Origin of the sequence: Leptospira venezuelensis (assembly GCF_002150035.1) — a bacterium.
Taxonomy (GTDB): Bacteria; Spirochaetota; Leptospiria; order Leptospirales; family Leptospiraceae; genus Leptospira_B; species Leptospira_B venezuelensis.
Window position 1 is genome coordinate 1,656,693 of record NZ_NETS01000010.1, and the last position, 21,823, is coordinate 1,678,515.

Consider the following 21,823-nt stretch of genomic DNA (forward strand, 5'->3'; position numbering starts at 1 on the left):
TGAGTCGAACCGGGTCGAATTATATTTTGAACTTTTCAGTTATATTTTTTAGTATTTCCGCTGTGGTGGCTAAGTTCTGGGCAGATGAGGACATCTGTTCTGAACCGGATGCAGTATTTAAGGTGTGTTCATTGATTTGAGTGATTACCTGTGCAATTTCTCTTACTGCTCTTTTTTGCTCGTCGGTCGCAAGTTTTACACCTTCTGCTTCTGTTCCGACTCGATCCGATTGTTCGTCTACAGATCTATTCACTGATTCTTGCGCAGAAGTGATCTCGAATAGATGGTTCATCGCTTCGCCAACTGAATCCACATTTTTGATGATACTATGCAGGATCTCCACTGAGGACCGAATTCCTTTGGCTCCTTCGTCCAATTCGGAATTGTTCTTATTGATCATCTCCCCAATCGATTTGATAGAAGATGCGGTTTTGACAGAAAGTTTGGATATCTCTTCTGCAACGACTGCGAATCCTTTACCTGCTTCTCCAGCTCTTGCCGCTTCTATCGCTGCATTCAACGCAAGGAGCTGAGTTTGATCGGAGATATCGTTGATGATCCCGATGATGGATTTCATCTCTCCGGAAGACTTCAGGATATTTTCTATCATGTTACTCATTCCTGTGAGTGAACTTTCTCCTTTTTTTGCTTCTTGGGAGATAGACTCGGCGATCTGCAGAGTGTTTTTGATCTCTGATCCTATCTTTCTTACTCCAGAGGATAGTTCCTTTATTTTAGTATGAAATTCTAATATATTTGAATATTGTCTATCTGTGACTGAAGAGATATTCTCCATCCCTGCGGACATCTCTTCTACAGTAGCTGACATTTGTTCGGAAGAGGCAGCTGTTGACTGTGCTCCCGTAGCAAAACTCTGAGAAGAAACTGTCAATTCTTCTGCAGAAGAGGCGAGCTCCATCGCGATCCTTTGTATATCTTTGAGAGAAGATCTGAGGCTTGTGATAAATGAATTCAAATCCGCGCTCATTGCACCAATCTCATCGTTGTACACAACTTGGATGTCAGCCGTTAGATCGCCTTGGGACATTGTTTGGAAAAGTTTGCTGGCATTTTCCAATGGATCCAATCTCTTCTTTAGAAGAATATAAAGTAAGAAAATAGAAATTCCAACTGTGGTTAAACTTATAAGTCCTATCGAAAGTAATAATTCTCCTAATGCTTCTCTGATCTCTGTTTTGGGCTGGATTGCGATTACAGACATCCTCCATTGATCTAATCTGTAAACAGTTGAATATCGATCTGCACCCTTGAAGCTGAATTCAAAAATTTCTCCGCTCTTTAGTTCCAGCATCTTCTGGCCATAAGGTTCTTTGGCCACATTCAAATTCATGATCATCTCTTTTTTAGGGTGAGCAATCACTAAGCCCGTTTGGCTCATTACAGAAACGTAACCTTGTTCCCCGATACGGATCTTATTGATTACTTTTTCAGAAACATCCTCGAAGGAGAGCGCGATATTCAATACTCCTACAATAGTTCCTCCGTTTCGGATCGGAACAGAGATGACTGCAACTGGAAGTCCTGTGATCGGAGATTTTTGTGGAGGACCTAAATAAGATTTTCCTTCTTTTACGGATTCTATATTATCTTTTAATTCGTCACCTTGGGCCTTATAACCGAGAGACTTCCCGCCTAGGCTATCTGCTAAGATTCTTTTTTCTCCATCCAAGCTCATTACGAAAATGTTTTCGTAAATCCCATATCTTTGGTGAACTTCTTTAAAAAAATCTCCAGCGATCGGTTTTCCTGTAAGCGCGGTTTGTATTGCTCTTGGATCCGCCGCTAATGTCTTCGCCACGTTAGTATGAGAGAGTAAAAATGCATCGAACTCTTGAGCAACTACTGCCACCACATTCTGCATTTGATTGAGATGGTTTTCTGTGATCTTTTTTTGGCCAAAATAATAGGCGTTACCCGAGATCAATAACGTTAGCACGGTAAGAATAACGATACCTGCGCCTAGAAGAATGAACTTTAAACTGCTTTTTTGCATACCTATAATAAGGCCTTCCTGAAGAGGCTAAGAGTTATAATAATTCGTCGGCCTAATTGGACAAATCCTTTCAGGCTCTTTGTCACTAGAGCGATTTTTCTTTATGAAGAAGGCGAATTGTATCTAGGAAAAGGGTGCAGTCAAGACTTTAGTGCTTTTGCGTTAGTGAGTTTGTATGCTTACTTACTTCGGATTATCTATGTATTGGTTTGCCACGATTGTTGGAGTTCCGACACCCCCAGAAAGAATACTAAATCGGCACGGTTCTTAGTTGCGTTTTGGATAAGCAGGTAGAATTTGGAAAACGAATTGGAACCTGTCCATTATTCGGTGCTCTATCGGGAGATAATTTCTTTCTTCCTTTCTGTATTCGATAAGGATCGAGAACTCCTTTTTTTGGACGGAACGGCAGGAGAAGGAGGACATAGTCTTCTACTCTTAGAACAATTCCCTAATTCTAAACTGGTTTTGGTAGATCGAGACTCGGTCATGTTATCCAGGGCCCAAGCAAGACTTTCCGCGTATTCTCCCAGAGTTATTCCTATCGAAGCAAACTTTTCCGACCTCGACTCAGAGTTCTTGAGCGGCTTCGGTGTTTCCAGTCCCCCAGACGGTATCCTTTTGGATTTGGGAATTTCTACATTTCATCTATTACATGCTGGAAGAGGTTTTAGTTTTAGGGAGAACGAACCTTTGGACATGAGACTTTCTTCTTCCGGCGGTATCTCTGCAGAAGATGTGATCAATACTTATCCAGAAAAGGCTCTCAGTAAAATTTTTTACGAATACGGGGAAGAGCGTTGGACTAAGAAGATTGTAGAGGCAATCCTAGAAAGAAGAAGACATTCTAGGATCGGTTACTCAGGTGACCTTGCACAATTGGTCTCCAGAGTGATTCCTAGGAAATTTTGGCCTCCAGGAAGACATCCTGCTACAAGAGTTTTTCAAGCTTTGCGGATCGAAGTAAATCAAGAGCTTCTTCATATAGAGATAGGAGTTAAAAAACTTTTGGATCTGGTCGCAAAAGGTGGACTCTTACAAGTCATCTCTTTCCATTCTTTGGAAGATAGGATTATTAAAAATTTATTCAGAGATTACGCAAGAGGTGGAGAAGCTAAACTCCTTACCAAAAAGCCCGTGCTTCCATCAGATATCGAGACAAAGGAAAATCCTGCTTCTCGTTCTGCAAAATTACGTGTCATTCATAAATCACTTCCTACCGATACTGAAGAGGAGGAGGATGAGGAAGAATGAGCAGGGTTTCAGAATTTTTATCCCTCCGTCTTTGGCCCGATCTTGGATTTTTATTCCGAGTGTTTGGCTGGATTATCGCTCCATTTAGTATCGCACTTTTATTTGTTTGGCAAAATGTTCAGGTTTCCAGATTAAACCGTGAACTTGCTATCGCTTCCCAAGAAAAAGAAAAACTTTTAAAGAAGAATGATGATTTAAAAATTGGAATGGCAACTTATACTTCTGCCCGTAGGATAGAAGCCTTATATCGTAAAACATATCATTATTTACCGATCACAGTAGGAGATCGGATCATTACAGTTACTCTTCCTCCAGAAAGAAACGAGGCGGAACTTGAAACTTTCAGAGCTCCTTAATCTTTTTCCAGATATTAAAATAATCTCAGGATCTTATGCTCCGGATGAAACGTTCGACTTTGTTCGTACAGATTCCAGAAAATTAGAACCGAATGATCTATTCTGTCTTCCAGATTCTTCTGGAGATAAAGGTGTAGAATATGCAAAGGCCTCTTCTTCTAGATATCTATTAATAGGATCTAAATTAAAAATCCCGAAATTAGAAAACAAGATCGTTCTTAAGAGCAACCTTGATCCAGAAAGTTTGGCTGGACCGATTGCTTCTTTCATTTTGGGTGATCCTTCTTCCAAACTAAAAGTGATCGGAGTTACAGGGACAAATGGTAAAACTTCTTTAACTCATATCCTAGCTTATCTTGGAGAATCTCAGGGAAAATCCTGCGGTATTATTGGTACTACAGGTGTTAAATTTAAAGGAGTCCTATCTGACACAGGATATACTACTCCTGATCCAAGCAGTCTTCAATCCATTCTGAAAGAGATGTACGATTCTGGAGTGGAATATGTTTTTATGGAAGCGAGTTCTCACGGATTAAAATTGGGGAGGACCAACGGAGTCCATTTTAAAGTAGGAGTATTCTCCAATCTTACTCAAGACCATTTGGATTTTCATCCAAATATGGAAGATTATCGAAATAGTAAGGCTCTTTTATTCTCTTCCGTAGCTTTGCATCCGGAAACTTTTGGAGTAATCGATTCAGATGCTCCAGGTGGAAAAGATTTTAAATCTGTAGTAGAAACTTCTTCTCCGAATTTAAAAATTTTCTCTCTTGGAAGAAGTTCCCAAGATTTTGAGATACATTCAGAAGCATTCTCACTAGAAAAAACTTCTTACCAAATTCGACTTCCGGATGAATGGGGTGGGGATACTAATATTAGTACTAATCTTTTGGGCGGTTTTAATGTAAGGAATACCGCACTTGCTTTCGTAACCGCGCTCGGTTTAGGTTGGGAAAAAAAATCTCTTCTTTCCGCTTTGGAAAGTATTCCTCAGATCCCAGGAAGATTTCAGATCTATTATAGCAAAGATAAATCTCGCATGGCTGTTGTTGACTATGCTCATACTCCCGACGCACTGGAGAATATTTTAAGAAGTATCCGGGAATCTAAGCCTAAGGAGCTCGTTGCACTTTTTGGATGCGGCGGAGACAGAGACAAAACCAAACGACCAAAGATGGCAAAGATCGCCTGGGAACTTGCAGACAAGGTAATTCTCACTTCTGATAATCCAAGAACAGAAGATCCTGAAAACATCTTAGATGATGTTCAAGCTGGTTTTCCTTCCGGATATTCTCCATTGCTACGAGAAGTTGATAGAGCAAAGGCAATTTCTTTCGGGATCTCTCACCTAAAAGAGGGGGGATGTCTTCTTGTGGCTGGAAAGGGACACGAGGATTACCAGATCATTGGCCGAGAGAAAAGGCATTTCGATGATGGGGAAGAGATCCGAAAGGCATTCGGTCTATAATCGCAAACCAGGAAGCCGGCATTGTACCGGCTCTAAATCCAAAAAAAATGTCTCAGATCCTGACTTACGTCGATAATTAAGCCAAAGAAGACGATTTTCTTTTTTTACGTTTACTCGTGCTCGGCTAGAGTGAATCTGTCTTCATAGAAATGATATGTTTTACTTTTTATACGAAAGATTTTTCCAAGACCTAGATTCTTTAAGACTTTTTAGCTATGTAACCGTTCGGGCTTTAATGGCCGGACTGACTTCTATGTTCCTGACTTTTTGGTTTGGTGGAAGAGTGATCGATTTCTTGCACGGATTAAAATTCAGAGAAAGTGTAAGGGATGATGGACCGAAATCTCATAGCGCTAAGTCCGGAACTCCAACAATGGGCGGCCTCATGATTGTATCTGCCCTAGTGGCGTCCGTTCTTCTTTGGGGAAATTTAAGAAATCCTAATATTCTTTTGTTGCTCGTTTGTTCTATTTCTTTTGCGACCTTGGGATTTATGGATGATTATATGAAATCCGTAAAAAAGATCAAAGGTGGTATGAGAGCCCGCACTAAGTTTGCGGTTTCGGTAGTTTTAGCTGCGATCTTTTGTTTAGTTTTCTTGTATTCTAGTGGAGAAGCTCCAAAAGGTACTACTGGTAAAATTTTATTCCATTTGACGGATCTATTCCTGCCTTTCGTAAAAGGCCCTGTTCTATCCTGGGGATATTTTGCGATTCCATTTTCGATTTTAGTAATATTAGGATCTTCTCATGGAGTAAACCTGACTGACGGTTTAGACGGTCTTGCTGGAGGAACTGCCGGGATTGTAGTTGGGACTCTTGGATTGATTGCTTATGTTTCAGGAACTCCCGTTGCTGCAAATTATCTGAATATTCCTTACCTTCCTCATGCTCACGAATATAGTGTATTCCTTGCCGCATTAACAGGTGCGTTGATAGGTTTTCTTTGGTTCAATAGTCATCCTGCCCAAGTATTCATGGGAGATACAGGATCCTTATTTTTAGGGGCAACCATTGGACTTACTTGCGTAATGTTGAAGAAAGAGATCCTACTTGTTATCTTGGGCGGGATCTTTGTTGCAGAATCCTTGTCGGTAATCTTGCAGGTAGGTTCTTTTAAACTTACCCAGAAGCGAATTTTCAAAATGGCGCCTTTGCATCACCATTTCGAATTGGGAGGAGTCCCAGAAACTAAGGTAGTCATCCGATTTTGGATCGCAGCCATCATTCTTGCGATCATCTCCTTATCTAGTTTAAAAATACAATGAAGGCTCTCGGGAGAAAGTTCAAAGATTTTTGGGAATCTCCCGATTCCCCCTTCGATCTAGTCTTAGTCGGATCAGTATTTTTTCTTTTACTATTTGGAATATGCGTAATGTATTCCAGTTCCTCTGTGACTGCTTGGAGAGAATTCCAAGATTCAGAGTATTTTTTAAAAAAACAATTGGCCTGGGCAATCATCGGCCTAGTGGTATTTTTCTTTTTTGCAAATTTTCCCTATAAACGTTTAGAAAAATTTGCGTTAGGCGGAATTGTAATCAGTGTTCTACTTTTGATTTTAGTATTTATTCCAGGTATCGGGAAAGCGGTCGGTACCTATTATGGAAGAAATTTCCATAGATGGATTGGGATTGGACCTTATCAATTGCAGCCTTCCGAGATTGCAAAATTGGCTGTGGTAGTCTATCTATCTTCTCTTATAGTAAAACTGAAATTAAAAGAGAGCAGAGATCCTAAGAAGTTCATTCTTCCTGCTGTTTTATTACTTACAGTTCTAATTTTGATCTTAGCAGAGCCGGCCTTCGGGACCACGATGGAAATTTTATTCGTTGTGATCGCGTTCGTATTCTTATTCGGATTTCCAATCCGTAATCTTCTACTTGTAGGCTTGGTATCTCTTCCTTTGGCATATCTTTTGATTAGCCAAGTGGGTTACAGAAGGAAAAGAATGGAAGTTTGGTTGGATCCATACCGCTTTCGTTACGATGAAGGCCATCAATTGGTAACTTCTTTTCGAGCGTTTTTGGATGGTGGATGGTTTGGAAATAAATTAGCGAGTGGTTATGCTCATAGATATTTAACCTATAGCCATACAGACTTCGTTCTTGCGACCTATGTAGAGGATTTTGGTTTTATTGGATTCTTATTCTTCTTTGCTTTAGTGATGATACTCTTGTCTCGGGTTTATGTTTTGTTAAAAAGAGTAGAGGACCCATTTGGTTTTTATTTGGGGGCAGGTTTACTTTTTATTTTAGGAACCCAATTTGTTATCAATAGTTATGTGGTAACGGGTCTTTTTCCAATTACTGGGATTAGCTTACCGTTTATGAGCTACGGAGGATCTTCACTTCTCGTGGTTTTGGCGGCCTTCGGAATTCTTGTCAATATAACCAGAAAAGAAAACATAGGCGTATGAGATCGGTTTTAATCGCAGCCGGCGGGACCGGGGGGCATATTTCCCCAGGGGTTGCGCTGGCAGAAAGTCTTGTAAGTCGAAAAGATTCCTTAGGTATCTCTAACGTTTTTCTACATTCTCTTATCCGAAATAAGGATAATCCAGATTTGAAACAAGCTCCTTGCGAAGTTGTCTGGCATAATACTCCGTCTCTCTCTGGAAATATTCTTTTATTACCTTTCAGATATATATTCCAACTTTTCAAGTCTTGGATCAAGTTCAGACAGCTTGGTGTGGATGCAGTTGTCGGAATGGGCGGATATTCCAGTGTTCCTGCTCTTTTATACGCTGTGATATTCGGTAAAAAATTATATCTATGTGAACAGAATTGTATTCCAGGAAAAGTGAATCGTATCTTCTTCAGATTTGCAAATAAGGTCGCTTTCAGTTTCCCTCCAAAGGATACAAAAGTCTCTTGTAGTTGGGAAATATTAGGAAATCCTTTAAGATCTAAAACTATACCTAAACTTGCTTTGAAGTTCAGCGAAAAATGGGATCCTAAAAAGAAAAAACAATTTAACGTTTTAGTAATGGGTGGTTCTCAGGGTGCAAGACAGATCAATAATATGGTAGTCAACCTGATGAAACATGAAGTGATCCAGGAAAGATTCCGTTTTAGAATGTTAACAGGCACTGCTCTTTACGATGAAGTTTCCAAAAAAACTAAGGATGCAGATCTAATCTCTTATTCAGATAATATGGCAGAACATTATGATTGGGCCAATATGGTGATTGCTCGTTCTGGTTCTGGAGTTCTTTCAGAATGTGCCGCTTATGCACTTCCAATGATCTTAATTCCTTATCCTTTTGCAAAAGATGATCATCAAACTGCGAATGCAAAGTATATGGAAGCAAATGGTGCTGCAGCATTGCTTGAGCAAAGAGATGAGGATGAAAGCAAATTATTCCGCATTTTGGATCAGTTTGCGGAGAAACCTGAGCTTTTGAACGAAATGTCCATTAGATCATTAGAATGTTCTCATGTAGAAGCATCTACTGAAACTACCAGCTTCTTCTTCGAAAATACTAAATAATGGAAAACGGATCTATCCAGCAAAGACTGGGATTTTCCAGACCTTTTTTCCTAGGAATCGGTGGCTCTGGTATGTCCAGTTTGGCTCATATCTTGGCAGATGCAGGTCTCGAAGTTTCGGGTTACGATGGCAAAAAAAGCCAGGTCACTGAAAACTTAGAGAAGAAGGGAGTAAAAATATTCTCTAAACTTTCCGATCTCGAAGAGAATATCGGATACGATTCTGCAATCTATTCGTCTGCCATTCGTTTGGATTCTCACCCTATTGCCAATTTTTTTAAACAAAAAGGAATCCGATTCTTTCATAGATCAGAAGTTTTACATCTATGCTTTGAACATCTTACCTGCATTGCGGTAGGCGGTTCTCATGGGAAAACAACGACCACAGCTATGACCGCTCATATACTTAATGATTTAGGATATTCTCCTTCTGTTATGGTTGGAGGTGATGTTTCCTTTTTGAATGGTGTAGGCGGAAGATTTTCTCCTGGAAAGATAGGTGTTTTTGAATCGGACGAATCCGATGGCACATTCTTAAATCATAAAGCCCAGGTGCGTATTCTTACTAACATAGATGAAGACCATTTGGATTTTTATCATACTCGAGAAAAACTGTTAGAAGCATTTTCTAAATTTATTTCTGCCGGAACACACACTGTAGTTTTGGATATGGACGATCCTGGAATATTAGATTGTCTCGATCTAATCCAAGACAAATCTAAAATTTTCGGTTTCACTTCTTCTTTAGGATCAAATGCTAAATCGAATGGTTTTAAAAATTTAGTACATTATAAAATTGAAAATAAGAAGCTAATATTCTTTTTAGATGGAAAAGAGTTTGAGATCACTTCTCGATTCCCCGGAAAACATTATCTTACAAACTCACTTGCGGGAGTACTTGCTGCTTATTCTTTAGGAGCTGATCCTGAAAAGGCCTCCATGTCGGTTTCCGAGTATGCTGGAGTCAAGCGTAGGTTGGAATATATTGGAAACAAGGACGGTGTAGAAATTTATGATGATTACGGTCATCATCCAACTGAAGTCCAGGCAGTTCTTTCTTCAATAAAAGAGCTATCTGGCAGAGATGGAAGAGCTGTTATCCTTTTTCAGCCTCATCGATTTACTCGAACTAAAAATTTATATAGAGAATTTGCAAAAAGTTTAGATGCAGGAGATATCGTTTTCCTTCTTCCGATTTATTCCGCTGGAGAAGAGCCAATTCCGGGAATAACTTCCGAGTTGATCGCTAATTCTATGAAAACGAAACCTCTATTATTGTCCGGCGATCTTAAATTAGATATTACGTTTATTAGAAACACCTTAAAATTTGGAGATAGGCTGATTACTCTTGGAGCGGGGAACGTGAGAGACTGGGGACTCGCCTTTATGGATAGTGAAGAAAAGAAATAACTTGTAAAAATTCTCCGGTATAGTCTAGTTTGATGGAGATCTAATTTTATTTTTAGAGAAATTTGATACCTAACGGGATTCGATTTGTTTCTGATTTTTTAAAATACCCCATTCAGGAGATAAACTTTTGTTTGTTAGGAATATGGATGGATCTTTTTCAGCAACCTGATTGCCACAGCGTAAAGAATTTTGAACAAGTTCGGCTTTTAAAAGAGAAATATTCTATATTACAAAATTAAACTCTTCGAAAACGAGTATTTTTTTTGAGAATTTCTCTCGGGTGCATGCGTTACTTGCTTATATAAGTTGGATGATATTTGAGGAGCTTAATGTTTCGTAAATTTCTATTAGAAAATGCTTATTGGATAGCACCCATTGCTCTGGTACTTTATACATTATTTACTGTTCCGACAAATGATGGATTTAACTCGGATTCAGCGCTTAAATTATTTCAAGCGAAAGGACTTTTGGCAACTTCCTATTCGGACCAAGAAGTATTCTATCTAGGAAAAAAATGGGATCCTGATTATCTAGCTCATCCAAACAGAAAATTTTTGATTTTAAGACCGGATGGGGGATATTGGGGACAGTATTCGATTTTTTTCGCAGCGGTTACTGCGCCAATTTTGTATCTGTTCGGCACTTCAGCATTAGTACCATTTTGTATCTTAATTTATTTTTTATCTATAGCTATATTTAAAATTATCTATAAACCGGAACGATTTACAATCTTCTTCGCATTACTTTGTACTCCTATATTCCTTTATTCCTTAGAATATAGTGAGAATACCTTGTTCTTACTATTTGCGGGAATTGGACTGTCATTGTATTTCAAAAATCCAAGTTTGGATTGGAGGTTCTCCGATCGTTTCCTTGCTGGATTTTTTTTAGGGGTTACAGTGTGGTTTCGGTTGGAGCCTTTTATTTTTATTCCGGCTCTCGGTTTAGCTATTCTAATAGCAGAATACAAGAGAATACTCAGTCTAGATTTCTGGAAAGGTAACGGAATTTTTGCGTTAGGTATTATCCTCCCGATACTTGTCTTTGTATTTTTTAACACGTACGCGTACGGAAGTTATTTAGGACCTCGTTTCGAAGTTAACAGTAATGTAGCCTGGGATATCTCCGTTAAGTTAAAACAACTTTTCGTTATAGCTTTTTTCGGGTATTGGAAACTCGGGTTTTTCGGCTATATGCCGATTTTATTATGGGTTATTTTTGATCGGACTTTTTCAGAAACTGCGCTAAATCTTCGTGAGAAGGTTATCATACTTTTATTATTAATTTATATTCCTTTATTAAGTTTTTCTGTTAGTACGGAAGCCTTTGTCAGTTGGGGACCACGTTATTTATCCCTATGTATTTTCCCGGGCTTATTCCTTTTGGATGATTGGTATCGAATTAAATCGAAAAAAGCATTCTCTAAGTTAGGTGTCGCCGCTTTAATAATCTTCGTTTCATTTTCCATTGCAGCTACCCTTAAGGGGCTTTCGATGATTCGAGCTTCTTACAAACAAATTAAGGTAATGTCCGGAGAATTCGAAAAATATAAGACTGATTATATTGTCACTGGGAGCGAGATTATTAGCGGACATTTCGGTCGTCTTTCACTTTCAATTCCTTGTTTTTACATCAGAACTTCTCGTGATGGAGAAATAATTTCGGATAGATTATTTAGTGAGAAAACAAACAAAAAGATCGGGTTTGTTGTTTCTAAATATAAAACGAAAGATATCGCCCAGGAAATGGATGGGGAAGAAGAAGATATAATTCTCAAATTCCTGAAATATGTAACACCACATGTAATCCAATACCCGGATATTACTAGTAAAGAATCTGGACAATTACTCGGCTACTTTTCTAGGAAAAGCAGGTTGCTTGAAAGTAAGGAAACTCGATTTTACTCCATTTATATTTTTGAGACCAAATAATAACGATAAATTTTGAACGGAAGCCCCAGATTGAGCCTGTCGAAAGTTTAGGTTATGTGGTGTAATGCGGTCTTTTTGATTGATAATCTGTGGAAAAATCATTGGACTATATTCGATTATGAATTAGTCTGGTAGACACTAAATTTATCGAATGAAGTTAGTAATTAATATCCCTTGCTATAACGAGGAAAAAACTCTTTCTACGGTCCTCGCCGAAATCCCGAAAAAGATTCCCGGTATTAAAACTATAGAAATCCAGATCGTGGATGATGGATCTACGGATCGTACCTCTGAGATTGCGGCAAGCTACGGCTGTAAAATTATTTCGCACAAAAAAAACCTAGGATTGGGTCGAGCATTCAAGTCCGGAGTAGAGGCTGCCCTGGAGGGTGGTGCGGATATTTTTGTAAATACTGATGCGGATAACCAATATCCTTCTTCCTATATTCCAGATTTAATCACTCCAGTTATGACCGGTTCAGCAGACATTGCCATTGGAAATAGAGTGCCTTGGAAGGTAGAATATTTCTCTCCTTTAAAAAAGATACTTCAATGGTTTGGGAATTTAGTTGTTCGAAATCTAATCGGTACTGATGTTCCAGATACCGTTTCTGGATTTAGAGCCTACTCCAGAGAAAGTCTTTTAAGATTAAACGTCACTACTAAGTTTTCTTATGTTTTAGATACGATCGTGCAAGCAGTTAAAATGGATCTGACTGTTTCTTCTATTCCGATCCCTACAAATCCTCCGACTAGAAAGTCTCGGCTGTTTAAAAATATATTCCAACATATGTGGAAGTCTGGAACCTCATTGGTAAGACTCTTAATTATATATAGGCCGTTTCATTCTTTTGGAGTTTTGGCTATTGCTACTTTTATTCCTGCTTTAGCGATTGCCATACGCTTTCTTATCTTTTTCTTCTTAGGGATTGGAAAGGGACATGTGCAATCTTTATTGTTCGCTGTAGTTTTAGTAATTATTTCAGGATTGTTTTTGGTTTCTGGGATTCTGGCTTTTTTAATAGGAATCAATCGAAAATTGAGTGAAGAGATTTTGTATTTTGAAAAGAAGAGAACTTTTTCAGGAAATTACTCTGCTGGCAGTTTAGGTTCTTCTAAAGTGTCAAAGTCTCGTCAGTAATCGGTTATGTCGAATGTGAAGAATGTTTCTCTTTTGGGGCCGATTGCTCCTTATCGAGGCGGGATAGCGCAATATACAACTTTCCTAAAAAGTTCTCTTTCAAAGATCTGTAATTTACAAACGATCTCATTTAAAAGGCAATATCCTAAGTTTCTTTATCCTGGAGAAAGTGACGTTGATCCTTTTTCAATGGGTAGAGATCCTGAAGTAAATTATTTACTCGATGCTTTAAATCCTTTCAGCCTAATTAAAGTTGCAAATAGTATCATTAAAAGTAGGGCTGACTTAGTTATTCTTACCTGGTGGACTTTGTTCTGGGCTCCAGGATTTGCTTTTATTGCTTTTCTCCTTCGTAGAAAAAAGATCCCTGTCATCTTTCTTTGCCATAACCTATCTGATCATGGGTCCAAAGGTTTAAAAAAATCAATCGTTGAATTTTTATTATCAAACGCGGACGGTTATATTGTCCATTCCGGAGAACATAAGGATTTCCTAAAATCCAAGTATCCCGAAAAACCTGTATTAAAAATTCATATTCCTGCTTATGAAGAATTTCCTGAACCTAAAGGCCTATTAAAGAAAAGGGGAAGGTTAGAGCTTTTATTCTTCGGCTTTATTCGACCGTATAAGGGTCTGGATATTTTATTCCATGCCCTTGCTAAATTAAATGATCGGGAAGTGTATTTGACGGTCGCGGGAGAAACTTGGGAAGATAAGGATATTATTTATAATATAGTTAAAAGTTTAGATCTTCAAAATGTAGAACTACATCTTTCATATACCAAAGAAGAAGAGCTTGCTGAATACTTTTTTAGATCGGATGCCGTTGTTCTTCCTTATCGTTCTGCATCTGGAACTGCAGTAGGTGCGGTTGCTTATCGATATGATTGTCCGATTATTGCCACTCGTGTAGGGGGGCTTGTCGACATTGTAACAGATGGAGAGACTGGATATTTAGTTGAGCCTGACTCCGCAGAAGCAATTGCCGAAAAGCTCAAGGTGATTTCTAGAAAAGAGCTTGCTGGGATGAAAAACGCAATCCGCGATTTCAAAAAGGAGCTTACATGGGAACATGTAGCTGAGAAAGTTTTGAGATTCGAATGGAGAAAATAGGATAGCCAACAAAAAGAAAAGATTAAAGCTTTTTGCTACCTGCGTTATAAACCGGTATTGATTTCATTTTGCAAAAGTTCGAATTTAAACTGACTACCTTGTATTGTCATTATGGGAAATAACTTAAGCTTAAGTAAGCTAACTCTGATTTACGGGGTGGCTAATATTTTTTCAAAAGGGTTAACTTTTGTAATTTTTTTTGTTTTCACTTTCTTTTTGAAAAAGGAAGAAATTGGGGCCTTTGATCTTATTCTAACCAGCTCCACTTTGCTAGTTCCATTGATCTCCTTACAACTTTATGATGGGATTCTTAGATGGTGCTTAAATGAGGCCCATGACTCGAGTGAGGTTTCGAAAGTAATTTCCGGCGCGACGATAGCGGTCTCTTTAAATGTCCTTATATTCTCCGTAGCATACTGGATTTTAGCACTCATAATAGAAATTCCATTTAGCCTACTTATTTATTTATTTTTAATATGCCAGGTATTCTATACGATTGTTTTACAGTTTGCTAGATCTAGATCTCTAAACTTTGTATATGCTTTGTCGGGAGTGATCTACTCTGGAGCGTTTACTTTAGGTGCCTTACTCGTAATTTCGATCTCTGATTTCGGATTGAAGGGAATTATTTTTGCTAATTTGTTCTCTTCCTTTTTAACATTATTATTTCTTACATATAAAACCCAGTTCATCTCTTATTTCAGTTTTCGTGTATTCGACCCATCTTTATTGAGATCTATGTTGCGTTATACAGTGCCTTTGATCCCTAATCAGGTGAGTTGGTGGGCAATTTCTGAATCTAATAGATATATGATTCTATATTTTCTAGGAATTGCTGCAAATGGTTTGTTTGCAATTGCAATGAAGTTTCCTAATATCTTGCTGATCTTGCATCTGATATTTAATCAGGCATGGCAAGAAAAAGTAATTCGTTTATATGGGATGGAAGGTAGTAGAGCATATTTTGACAATGTGATTGATAAATATCTAAAATTATTATTAGGGTTAACGGCACTCGCGATCGGATTTTCTAAACTCTTATTGCCGTTTATAGTAAACCAAAGTTATTTTGAGGTCGGGCAGTATTTACCTGTCTTTTATTATGCAGTTTGTTTTCAAGCATTGGGAAGCTTTTATGGAGGAGGATATCTGGCTGCAAAAAAAACGACTGGTGCATTTTATACAACTGTGATCGGCGCTTTGGTGAATATAACTTTAAATTTGATCTTAATTCCGTATTTAGGTTTGTTAGGTTGTGCGATCTCTCTATTAGTCGGAAATATAGTATTGTTTGTTGCTCGCTATTTCCATTCTCGATCTTTCTTTGAGATAACCTTTCCGATCAAAAGTTTATTTGTTAATTTAGTGTTTATCATTTTATTTGGAATTTGTTCGATTTCAGGCATGTTTTGGGTCCAGCTATTGAATGCATTTGGATGTGTTGTGTATTTTACATATTTGAATAGAAAGATGATCCATAGTGGCATTCGATTTGGATTGAGTCGAATGACTAAAGTTGCAGAGAATTGATCTATGCGATTGATGGAATTTTTGCAAATCTACGAATAATTTGAGTTAGAAATGAAATTTATATACTACAAAGCTAAGAAGGGAAATTTCGGGGATGATTTGAACCCGTGGTTATGGGAGCATCTTTTTGGCAAAGAAGATGAGTCTGATGGTTTAGATTTAGTTGGAATTGGTTCAATCCTTTTTAACAATAATAAAATATTCAGCAAAGATCGTACTAAAATTGTTTTTGGAAGTGGGATCCGTCCAATGCCGGATTCGTTTGATCCGACTGGAAATTGGAAAATTCTATTTTTAAGGGGACCTTTATCTTCCAGTTATTTGGATAACCGATATTCATATATTACTGATCCTGCATACTGCGTTAGACAAACACAATTCTTTGGAGATACAATTAATCAAAAGAAGAAATACGAAATAAGTTTCATGCCACATTATCAATCCATTAGCTTTATCGATTGGGAAACGATTTGTAAGAAGTTGAAAATCCATCTGATTTCAAGTAAAAATGAGTTAGGGGTTGAGTTTACACTTAAAGAAATCGCGGCATCCAAATTTTTGATAACGGAAGCTATGCATGGTGCTATTTTAGCTGATACTTTTCGAGTGCCTTGGCATCGCCTCATTTTATCTACTCCCTATACTGAAGGTCCGTTAGTATCGGAATTCAAGTGGAATGATTGGCTCTTATCCATTAATAAGGCGGATAGCAGATCTACAGGGATTAAGTTATATGAGAAGTATTTGTTGGGAAAAATAATCAGCAAGGCAACTCTTAATAGAATTAATGTCGAATTTTTCGCGAAAAACGTCGTTCAGCGAAAAATTTTGCAGGCGCTCTCTCATGTCGAAACCTTTACTATATCGGACAATGAGGTAATTGATAAACTAGATAACCTTTTGGAGAAAGAAATTGAAAAAGTCAAAGAGATCCAAAAGAGTAGTTATAAAGACAAAGAGTAGCGTTCCGATTCAGTGACCATTGAATTAATTTCACCCAAAAATTCACTAGGTATTACAAGATACTGTAGAGACTTCGAATCGATTTTTAAATCGAAAGGTATAAACATAAAGTTTTTACAACAGCCTTCGAGTCCTGATTCTTTCGCACATTTTCATATAGGTAATAGTGGGCGAGAGCTATTAACTTCTGCTTTTCGCCATAGAAGAAAAGCGATCGTTACCATGCATGATGTTGTTCCGAGGCAGCCGATACTAAGGTTTTTTACAGAGCATATCCAATTATTTTTTCTTCGAAAACATAAGTTAGTGGTTCATTCCGAGTATGCGAAAAGACTTGCTACTCGATTAGGATATAATCAACCCATTGACGTACTTCCGATGGGACCTCATCCTTTAAACGATTCTTTAGATATAGAAAAATATGCCTCGATAAAAATGGAAAGAGCATCTCGGTTGAACGCTGAAGTAGAAGAGGGAAAAACAATCCTTCGTTTATGCCAACCAGGGGTTGCCAAAAAAGCTAAAGCGTTGCCTGAATTAGTAAAAGCTCTTTCGAAATATCCTCAAATTACCTTGGTAATTGCAGGGGGTGTGAAGGATAAAAAAACTAGAAAATTTATTCAGAAGTATAAGGGATCTAATTTAAAAGTGTTGGGCTATTGTGACGATGAAGTCCTAAATGATGAAATTCTAAAAGCCGATTATGTTACTTGTTTCCGAACTGATTCCGTAGGAGAGGCAAACGGGCCCTTGATTCTTTCACATTATTTAGGAGTTCCTGTTGTGGGCTGGTCTTTGGGTTCTATCCCAGAATACGAATTACCTGGAGATAGAATATTTCCTGAAGGGACTTCGATCGAAGAAATATTGGGTCTTCTTTTGTATAAAGATACATTTCAAAAAGTTAAACCGGAAATGCTCAGAAGTCGGGTGTTGGAGTATTGGGATTTAACATTTGAAAAGTATAAAAAAATGTATTACGACTTAGGCTGGATCTCCCCTTGAAACATAATGATTTAGTAAAATACCGTCCAGATATAGACGGGTTAAGGGCATTAGCCGTTCTATCAGTGGTAATATTCCATGCTTTTCCTTCCCTAATTACGGGGGGATTTGTAGGGGTTGATGTCTTTTTCGTAATTTCAGGTTATCTAATTTCGAGTATTCTTTTTAAAAATTTGGAAAAGGGGACTTTTAGCTTTTTCGATTTCTATGCAAGAAGGATACGCCGTATCTTTCCTGCCTTACTCGTCGTTCTATTCTTTTGTTTGTTCGCGGGATATTTTATTCTGTTGGGAGAAGAATATAAGCAATTAGGAAAACATACATTTGCAGGCAGTCTTTTCTTTTCAAACCTAGCTTTGTTAAATGAATTTGCAGATTATTTTAACCCAGCTGCGGAGTTGAAACCTTTATTACATCTTTGGTCGCTCGGGATTGAGGAACAATTTTATATATTTTGGCCTTTAGCATTATATGTAGCCTGGAGATTTAGGTTCAATCTATTTCTTGTCACTCTCATAGTAGCTATTATATCATTTTTTTGGAATATAATAGAACTTCATAGGAATCCTATTTACACCTTCTATTTGCCTAACACAAGAGTTTGGGAGTTACTATTTGGAGCAATTTTGGCTTGGTTCCAAGTGTATAAGGTCGAAACGATAGGTGCACTATTGCCGAATTATTTTAAGAAATTTGAATTTTCAAAGTATAGCATCTCTGCTTCACTCTTAGGTGAAAAACGATTTCAGAACAGTCTTTCTATTTTGGGATTCGTTTTAATTCTGATTGCTGTCCTCTTCTATAATAAAGAAACTTCTTTTCCGGGATATGCGGCTTTACTCCCCGTGATTGGGGCAATCGCCATCCTACTCTCCGGTCCGCATGCAATCATCAATAAAAGAATTCTAAGTACAAAGCCTATGGTCTTTGTCGGATTAATTAGTTTTCCTTTATATTTATGGCATTGGCCTTTACTCTCTTTTGCGACAATTGTAGAATCAGGAACTCCTTCTATCGAATGGAGAGTTATAGCAATATCTTTATCGTTTCTACTTTCCGTATTAACATGGCATTTTATAGAAAAGAATATTCGTTTTAAAGAAGGAAAACTTGTATTAGGTGCGCTAATTGGATTCTTATTGGTAGTTGCATTTATCGGGCAAAATATCAACAAAAAGAATGGCTGGGAATGGAGAATTAAAGCGTATAAACAGAATGCACAAATTTTTGAAGGTTGGCAAGTTGTTGATTCTTCCGCATGCATTCAAAAATTTAAGCCAAAATTTGGGGATAATATTGGATACTGTCTTTTAGGTTTTGCGGACCGAGAACCAGATGTTGTTTTGATTGGTGATAGTCATGCAAATTCTTATGCTTACGGATTGATCCGAAAATTTGAAAGCCAAGGATTGAACCTACTAAACATGGGATCTGGGGGTTGCCCTCCATTTTTCGGAATGATTGGAAATGAAAAATGGCCTTGCGAAAAAGAAAATCGGGCTTTGGAAATTATAGAGAAGGATCCGAAGTTTAAAACTATTATTTTGAATAGTGCAGGTCCGAGGTATGTAAATTTAAGTACCTACGATGATAAGACCACTCTTAAAGGTATTCGATATCAATACAGACCGGATATCTCGGATCCGAAACAAGCATTTCGACAGGCCTTTTATGATACGATGAGAAGATTAACTCAAGCCGGCAAAGAGATTATTTATATTGTGGATTTTCCCGAGTTGGATTTTGATCCAAAGAGTTGTGTTGAATTGAGGCCATTCCGTCTGAGCGCCAAAAATCTGGAAGAATCATGCCGGGTCAGACGAGTAGATTTTGATAATAGAAATAAAGAATATCATGAAATCGTAAATTCCGTTCGAAAGGATTTTCCTAACGTAAAGATCTGGGAGGCGTGGAAGGAATTTTGTGACGAAAAATTTTGTTACGCTCTAAAAGATGAGAAGTTATTGTATTGGGATAGTCACCATCTTTCGTTGGAAGGGTCCTATTGGTTAGGGAAAAAATATGATCCAAAGTGAACATCTCAAAGTTTAAGAAATATTTTGATATTTATAAAATTAAGAAAAAAACATGAAACATAATGATTTAGTGAAATACCGCCCAGATATAGACGGGTTAAGAGCGTTAGCTGTTCTCTCCGTAGTCCTATTCCATGCATTTCCTTCCGTAATAACTGGAGGTTTTGTCGGGGTAGATGTTTTTTTTGTAATATCTGGTTATCTTATTTCCAGCATACTTTTCAAAAACTTAGGGAAGGGGACTTTCAGTTTCGGTGATTTCTACGCTCGTAGGGTTCGCCGAATTTTCCCAGCCTTGCTGGTCGTGTTATTTTTCTGCGCGATTGTAGGTTATTTTATCCTTTTAGGAGAAGAGTATAAACAATTAGGCAGACACACGGTTGCGGGTAGTTTATTTTATTCTAATATAGCTCTTTTGGATGATTTAACGGATTATTTTGACACAACGGCAGAGATGAAACCTTTGTTACATCTTTGGTCCCTTGGGATAGAGGAGCAATTTTATATATTCTGGCCTTTGGCTTTGTATATCACTTGGAGATTTAGGTTCAATCTACTTCTTATTACTTTTGTATCCGCAATGGTTTCCTTTTTTTGGAATTTGATAGAATTTAATAGGAATCCGATCTTCACTTTTTATCTTCCTTATACAAGGGTTTGGGAATTATTGTTCGGTGCGATCTTGGCTTGGTTCCAAACTAGTAAAGTTGAAACAGTTGGAGATTTGTTACCGAATTATTTTAGAAAATTTGAATTTTCGAAATACCCAATTTCTTTCCCATTACTAAACAAAAGAATCGTACAAAATTCGATTTCGATTTTAGGATTTGGTCTGATTCTTATTTCCGTCTTCTTTTATAATAAGGACACAGCTTTTCCTGGCTTTGCAGCCTTGCTTCCAGTTTTAGGTGCACTATTTATTCTTTTGTCCGGTCCGGAAGGAATTGTGAACCGGAAAATTCTTAGTTTGAGAGCGATTGTATTTGTCGGGTTAATTAGCTTTCCATTATATTTATGGCATTGGCCATTATTATCTTTTGCAACAATTGTAGAAGCGGGGACACCTGCTCAAGAGTGGCGAATCTTAGCTGTTATTTTATCGTTTCTATTCTCAATCTTAACATGGCATTTTGTAGAAAAGAACATTCGATTTAGAGAGAGCCGTCTTGTATTGGGTAGCTTGGTCGGATTATTAATCGTGATCGCTTTCCTTGGGCATAATATCTATAAAAGGAACGGCTGGGAATGGAGAGTAAGAGAGTATAAAGAAAACGCAAAAATTTTCGAAGGTTGGCAAATAAACGAACCTACTTGTGTCAAAAAATTTAGAGCTAAATACGGCGAAAATATCTTTTGCTGCCTTGTTGGATCTACTGAGAAAGAGCCTGATGTAGTTCTGATGGGTGATAGTCATGCAAATTCTTTGGCTTACGGATTGATCCGAAAATTCGAAAAAGAAGGATTGAATCTGTTGAATATGGGAAGAGGAGGTTGTCCTCCATTCTTTGGAATAGAAGCCGATCCTAAAAGACCTTGTCATAGCGAAAATTTTATACTCGAGCAACTGGAAAGAGACCCCAAGATCAAGAAAATTATCTTAAACAGTCGCGGGCCTAGATATATGACTGGAAAGGGTTATGGGGAAATTGAATCGAAGGCTAGCGGCGGTGCAAAATACCGGGACATTACTGACCCGAAAATAGCATTCAAACAGGCAATGTTTGATACGCTTACAAGATTTACCAAAGCAGGAAAGGAAATCGTATACATTGTGGATATTCCAGAAATTGGATTTGATCCTAAACGTTGCGTTCCTCTAAGACCTTTTAGGTTGGATTTTACAAGCTCCGATTCCAATTGTAGAATTGATCGTAAAGATTTCGAGGAACGAAATCGAGAATATCATGAAATTGTAAACTCAATACGTACGAATTTCCCGAACATTAAGATTTGGGAAGCTTGGAAAAGTTTATGCGACGAAAAGTTTTGTTACGCAATGGCCGATGGAAAACTTTTATATAGGGATAGTAACCACCTTTCTATGGAAGGCTCTTACTGGTTGGGAGAAAAATACGATCCAAAATAAGTACTGATTCTTTTAAGATTAGCTTGGGC

The 21,823-nt window shown here is 37.8% G+C and carries 16 protein-coding genes; 15 read left to right on the forward strand and 1 reads right to left on the reverse strand.

Annotation, left to right across the window (positions count from 1 at the left end; genetic code table 11):
- Positions 1-19 precede the first annotated feature (19 nt).
- Positions 20-2,014, reverse strand: a complete 1,995-nt coding sequence (locus B1C82_RS15120; protein ID WP_086448326.1) for a methyl-accepting chemotaxis protein — start codon at positions 2,012-2,014, stop codon at positions 20-22.
- 297 nt (positions 2,015-2,311) lie between these two features.
- Between B1C82_RS15120 and rsmH the strand changes: the two genes are divergently transcribed.
- From rsmH to B1C82_RS15195, 15 genes are all read left to right on the forward strand, one after another.
- Positions 2,312-3,268 carry a 16S rRNA (cytosine(1402)-N(4))-methyltransferase RsmH gene (rsmH, locus tag B1C82_RS15125; RefSeq protein WP_086448327.1) on the forward strand — a complete coding sequence of 319 codons (957 nt, stop codon included), beginning with the start codon at positions 2,312-2,314 and terminating at the stop codon, positions 3,266-3,268.
- Entirely contained in the window at positions 3,265-3,624 is a 360-nt protein-coding gene (locus B1C82_RS15130) for an FtsB/FtsL family cell division protein (RefSeq protein WP_086448328.1), read from the forward strand. Before rsmH ends, B1C82_RS15130 begins: the two co-directional genes overlap by 4 nt.
- Positions 3,602-5,092, forward strand: coding sequence for a UDP-N-acetylmuramoyl-L-alanyl-D-glutamate--2,6-diaminopimelate ligase (locus B1C82_RS15135; protein WP_086448329.1), 1,491 nt, complete (start codon positions 3,602-3,604; stop codon positions 5,090-5,092). Before B1C82_RS15130 ends, B1C82_RS15135 begins: the two co-directional genes overlap by 23 nt.
- A 154-nt stretch (positions 5,093-5,246) precedes the next feature.
- On the forward strand, positions 5,247-6,359 hold the full coding sequence (gene mraY, locus B1C82_RS15140; RefSeq protein WP_086448330.1) for a phospho-N-acetylmuramoyl-pentapeptide-transferase: 1,113 nt from the start codon (positions 5,247-5,249) through the stop codon (positions 6,357-6,359).
- Positions 6,356-7,507, forward strand: a complete 1,152-nt coding sequence (locus tag B1C82_RS15145; protein ID WP_086448331.1) for a peptidoglycan glycosyltransferase FtsW — start codon at positions 6,356-6,358, stop codon at positions 7,505-7,507. Before mraY ends, B1C82_RS15145 begins: the two co-directional genes overlap by 4 nt.
- Complete coding sequence (locus B1C82_RS15150) at positions 7,504-8,580, forward strand: UDP-N-acetylglucosamine--N-acetylmuramyl-(pentapeptide) pyrophosphoryl-undecaprenol N-acetylglucosamine transferase (RefSeq protein ID WP_086448332.1); 1,077 nt, start codon at positions 7,504-7,506, stop codon at positions 8,578-8,580. Before B1C82_RS15145 ends, B1C82_RS15150 begins: the two co-directional genes overlap by 4 nt.
- Positions 8,580-9,989: a UDP-N-acetylmuramate--L-alanine ligase gene (gene murC / locus B1C82_RS15155; protein WP_086448333.1), complete on the forward strand. Its 1,410-nt coding sequence runs from the start codon at positions 8,580-8,582 to the stop codon at positions 9,987-9,989. The genes B1C82_RS15150 and murC overlap by 1 nt, the downstream gene beginning before the upstream one ends.
- A 329-nt stretch (positions 9,990-10,318) precedes the next feature.
- Positions 10,319-11,920, forward strand: a complete 1,602-nt coding sequence (locus B1C82_RS15160; RefSeq protein ID WP_086448334.1) for an LA_3751/LA_3752 family putative glycosyltransferase — start codon at positions 10,319-10,321, stop codon at positions 11,918-11,920.
- Positions 11,921-12,071: 151 nt separating this feature from the next.
- Positions 12,072-13,061: a glycosyltransferase family 2 protein gene (locus B1C82_RS15165; RefSeq protein ID WP_086448335.1), complete on the forward strand. Its 990-nt coding sequence runs from the start codon at positions 12,072-12,074 to the stop codon at positions 13,059-13,061.
- A 6-nt stretch (positions 13,062-13,067) separates the two neighbouring features.
- Positions 13,068-14,174 carry a glycosyltransferase gene (locus tag B1C82_RS15170; RefSeq protein ID WP_086448336.1) on the forward strand — a complete coding sequence of 369 codons (1,107 nt, stop codon included), beginning with the start codon at positions 13,068-13,070 and terminating at the stop codon, positions 14,172-14,174.
- 111 nt (positions 14,175-14,285) lie between these two features.
- Positions 14,286-15,704 carry a lipopolysaccharide biosynthesis protein gene (locus B1C82_RS15175; RefSeq protein ID WP_086448337.1) on the forward strand — a complete coding sequence of 473 codons (1,419 nt, stop codon included), beginning with the start codon at positions 14,286-14,288 and terminating at the stop codon, positions 15,702-15,704.
- Between the two features lie 51 nt (positions 15,705-15,755).
- Positions 15,756-16,667: a polysaccharide pyruvyl transferase family protein gene (locus B1C82_RS15180; RefSeq protein ID WP_086448338.1), complete on the forward strand. Its 912-nt coding sequence runs from the start codon at positions 15,756-15,758 to the stop codon at positions 16,665-16,667.
- Positions 16,668-16,679: 12 nt separating this feature from the next.
- The gene (locus B1C82_RS15185; protein ID WP_086448339.1) at positions 16,680-17,672 is read left to right on the forward strand and encodes a glycosyltransferase; all 993 of its coding nucleotides are present in this window, start codon (positions 16,680-16,682) and stop codon (positions 17,670-17,672) included.
- Positions 17,669-19,708, forward strand: a complete 2,040-nt coding sequence (locus tag B1C82_RS15190; protein WP_086448340.1) for an acyltransferase family protein — start codon at positions 17,669-17,671, stop codon at positions 19,706-19,708. The genes B1C82_RS15185 and B1C82_RS15190 overlap by 4 nt, the downstream gene beginning before the upstream one ends.
- Positions 19,709-19,760: 52 nt before the next feature.
- Positions 19,761-21,794 (forward strand): acyltransferase family protein, encoded by a 2,034-nt coding sequence (locus B1C82_RS15195; RefSeq protein ID WP_086448341.1) that lies wholly within the window; start codon positions 19,761-19,763, stop codon positions 21,792-21,794.
- Positions 21,795-21,823 lie beyond the last annotated feature (29 nt).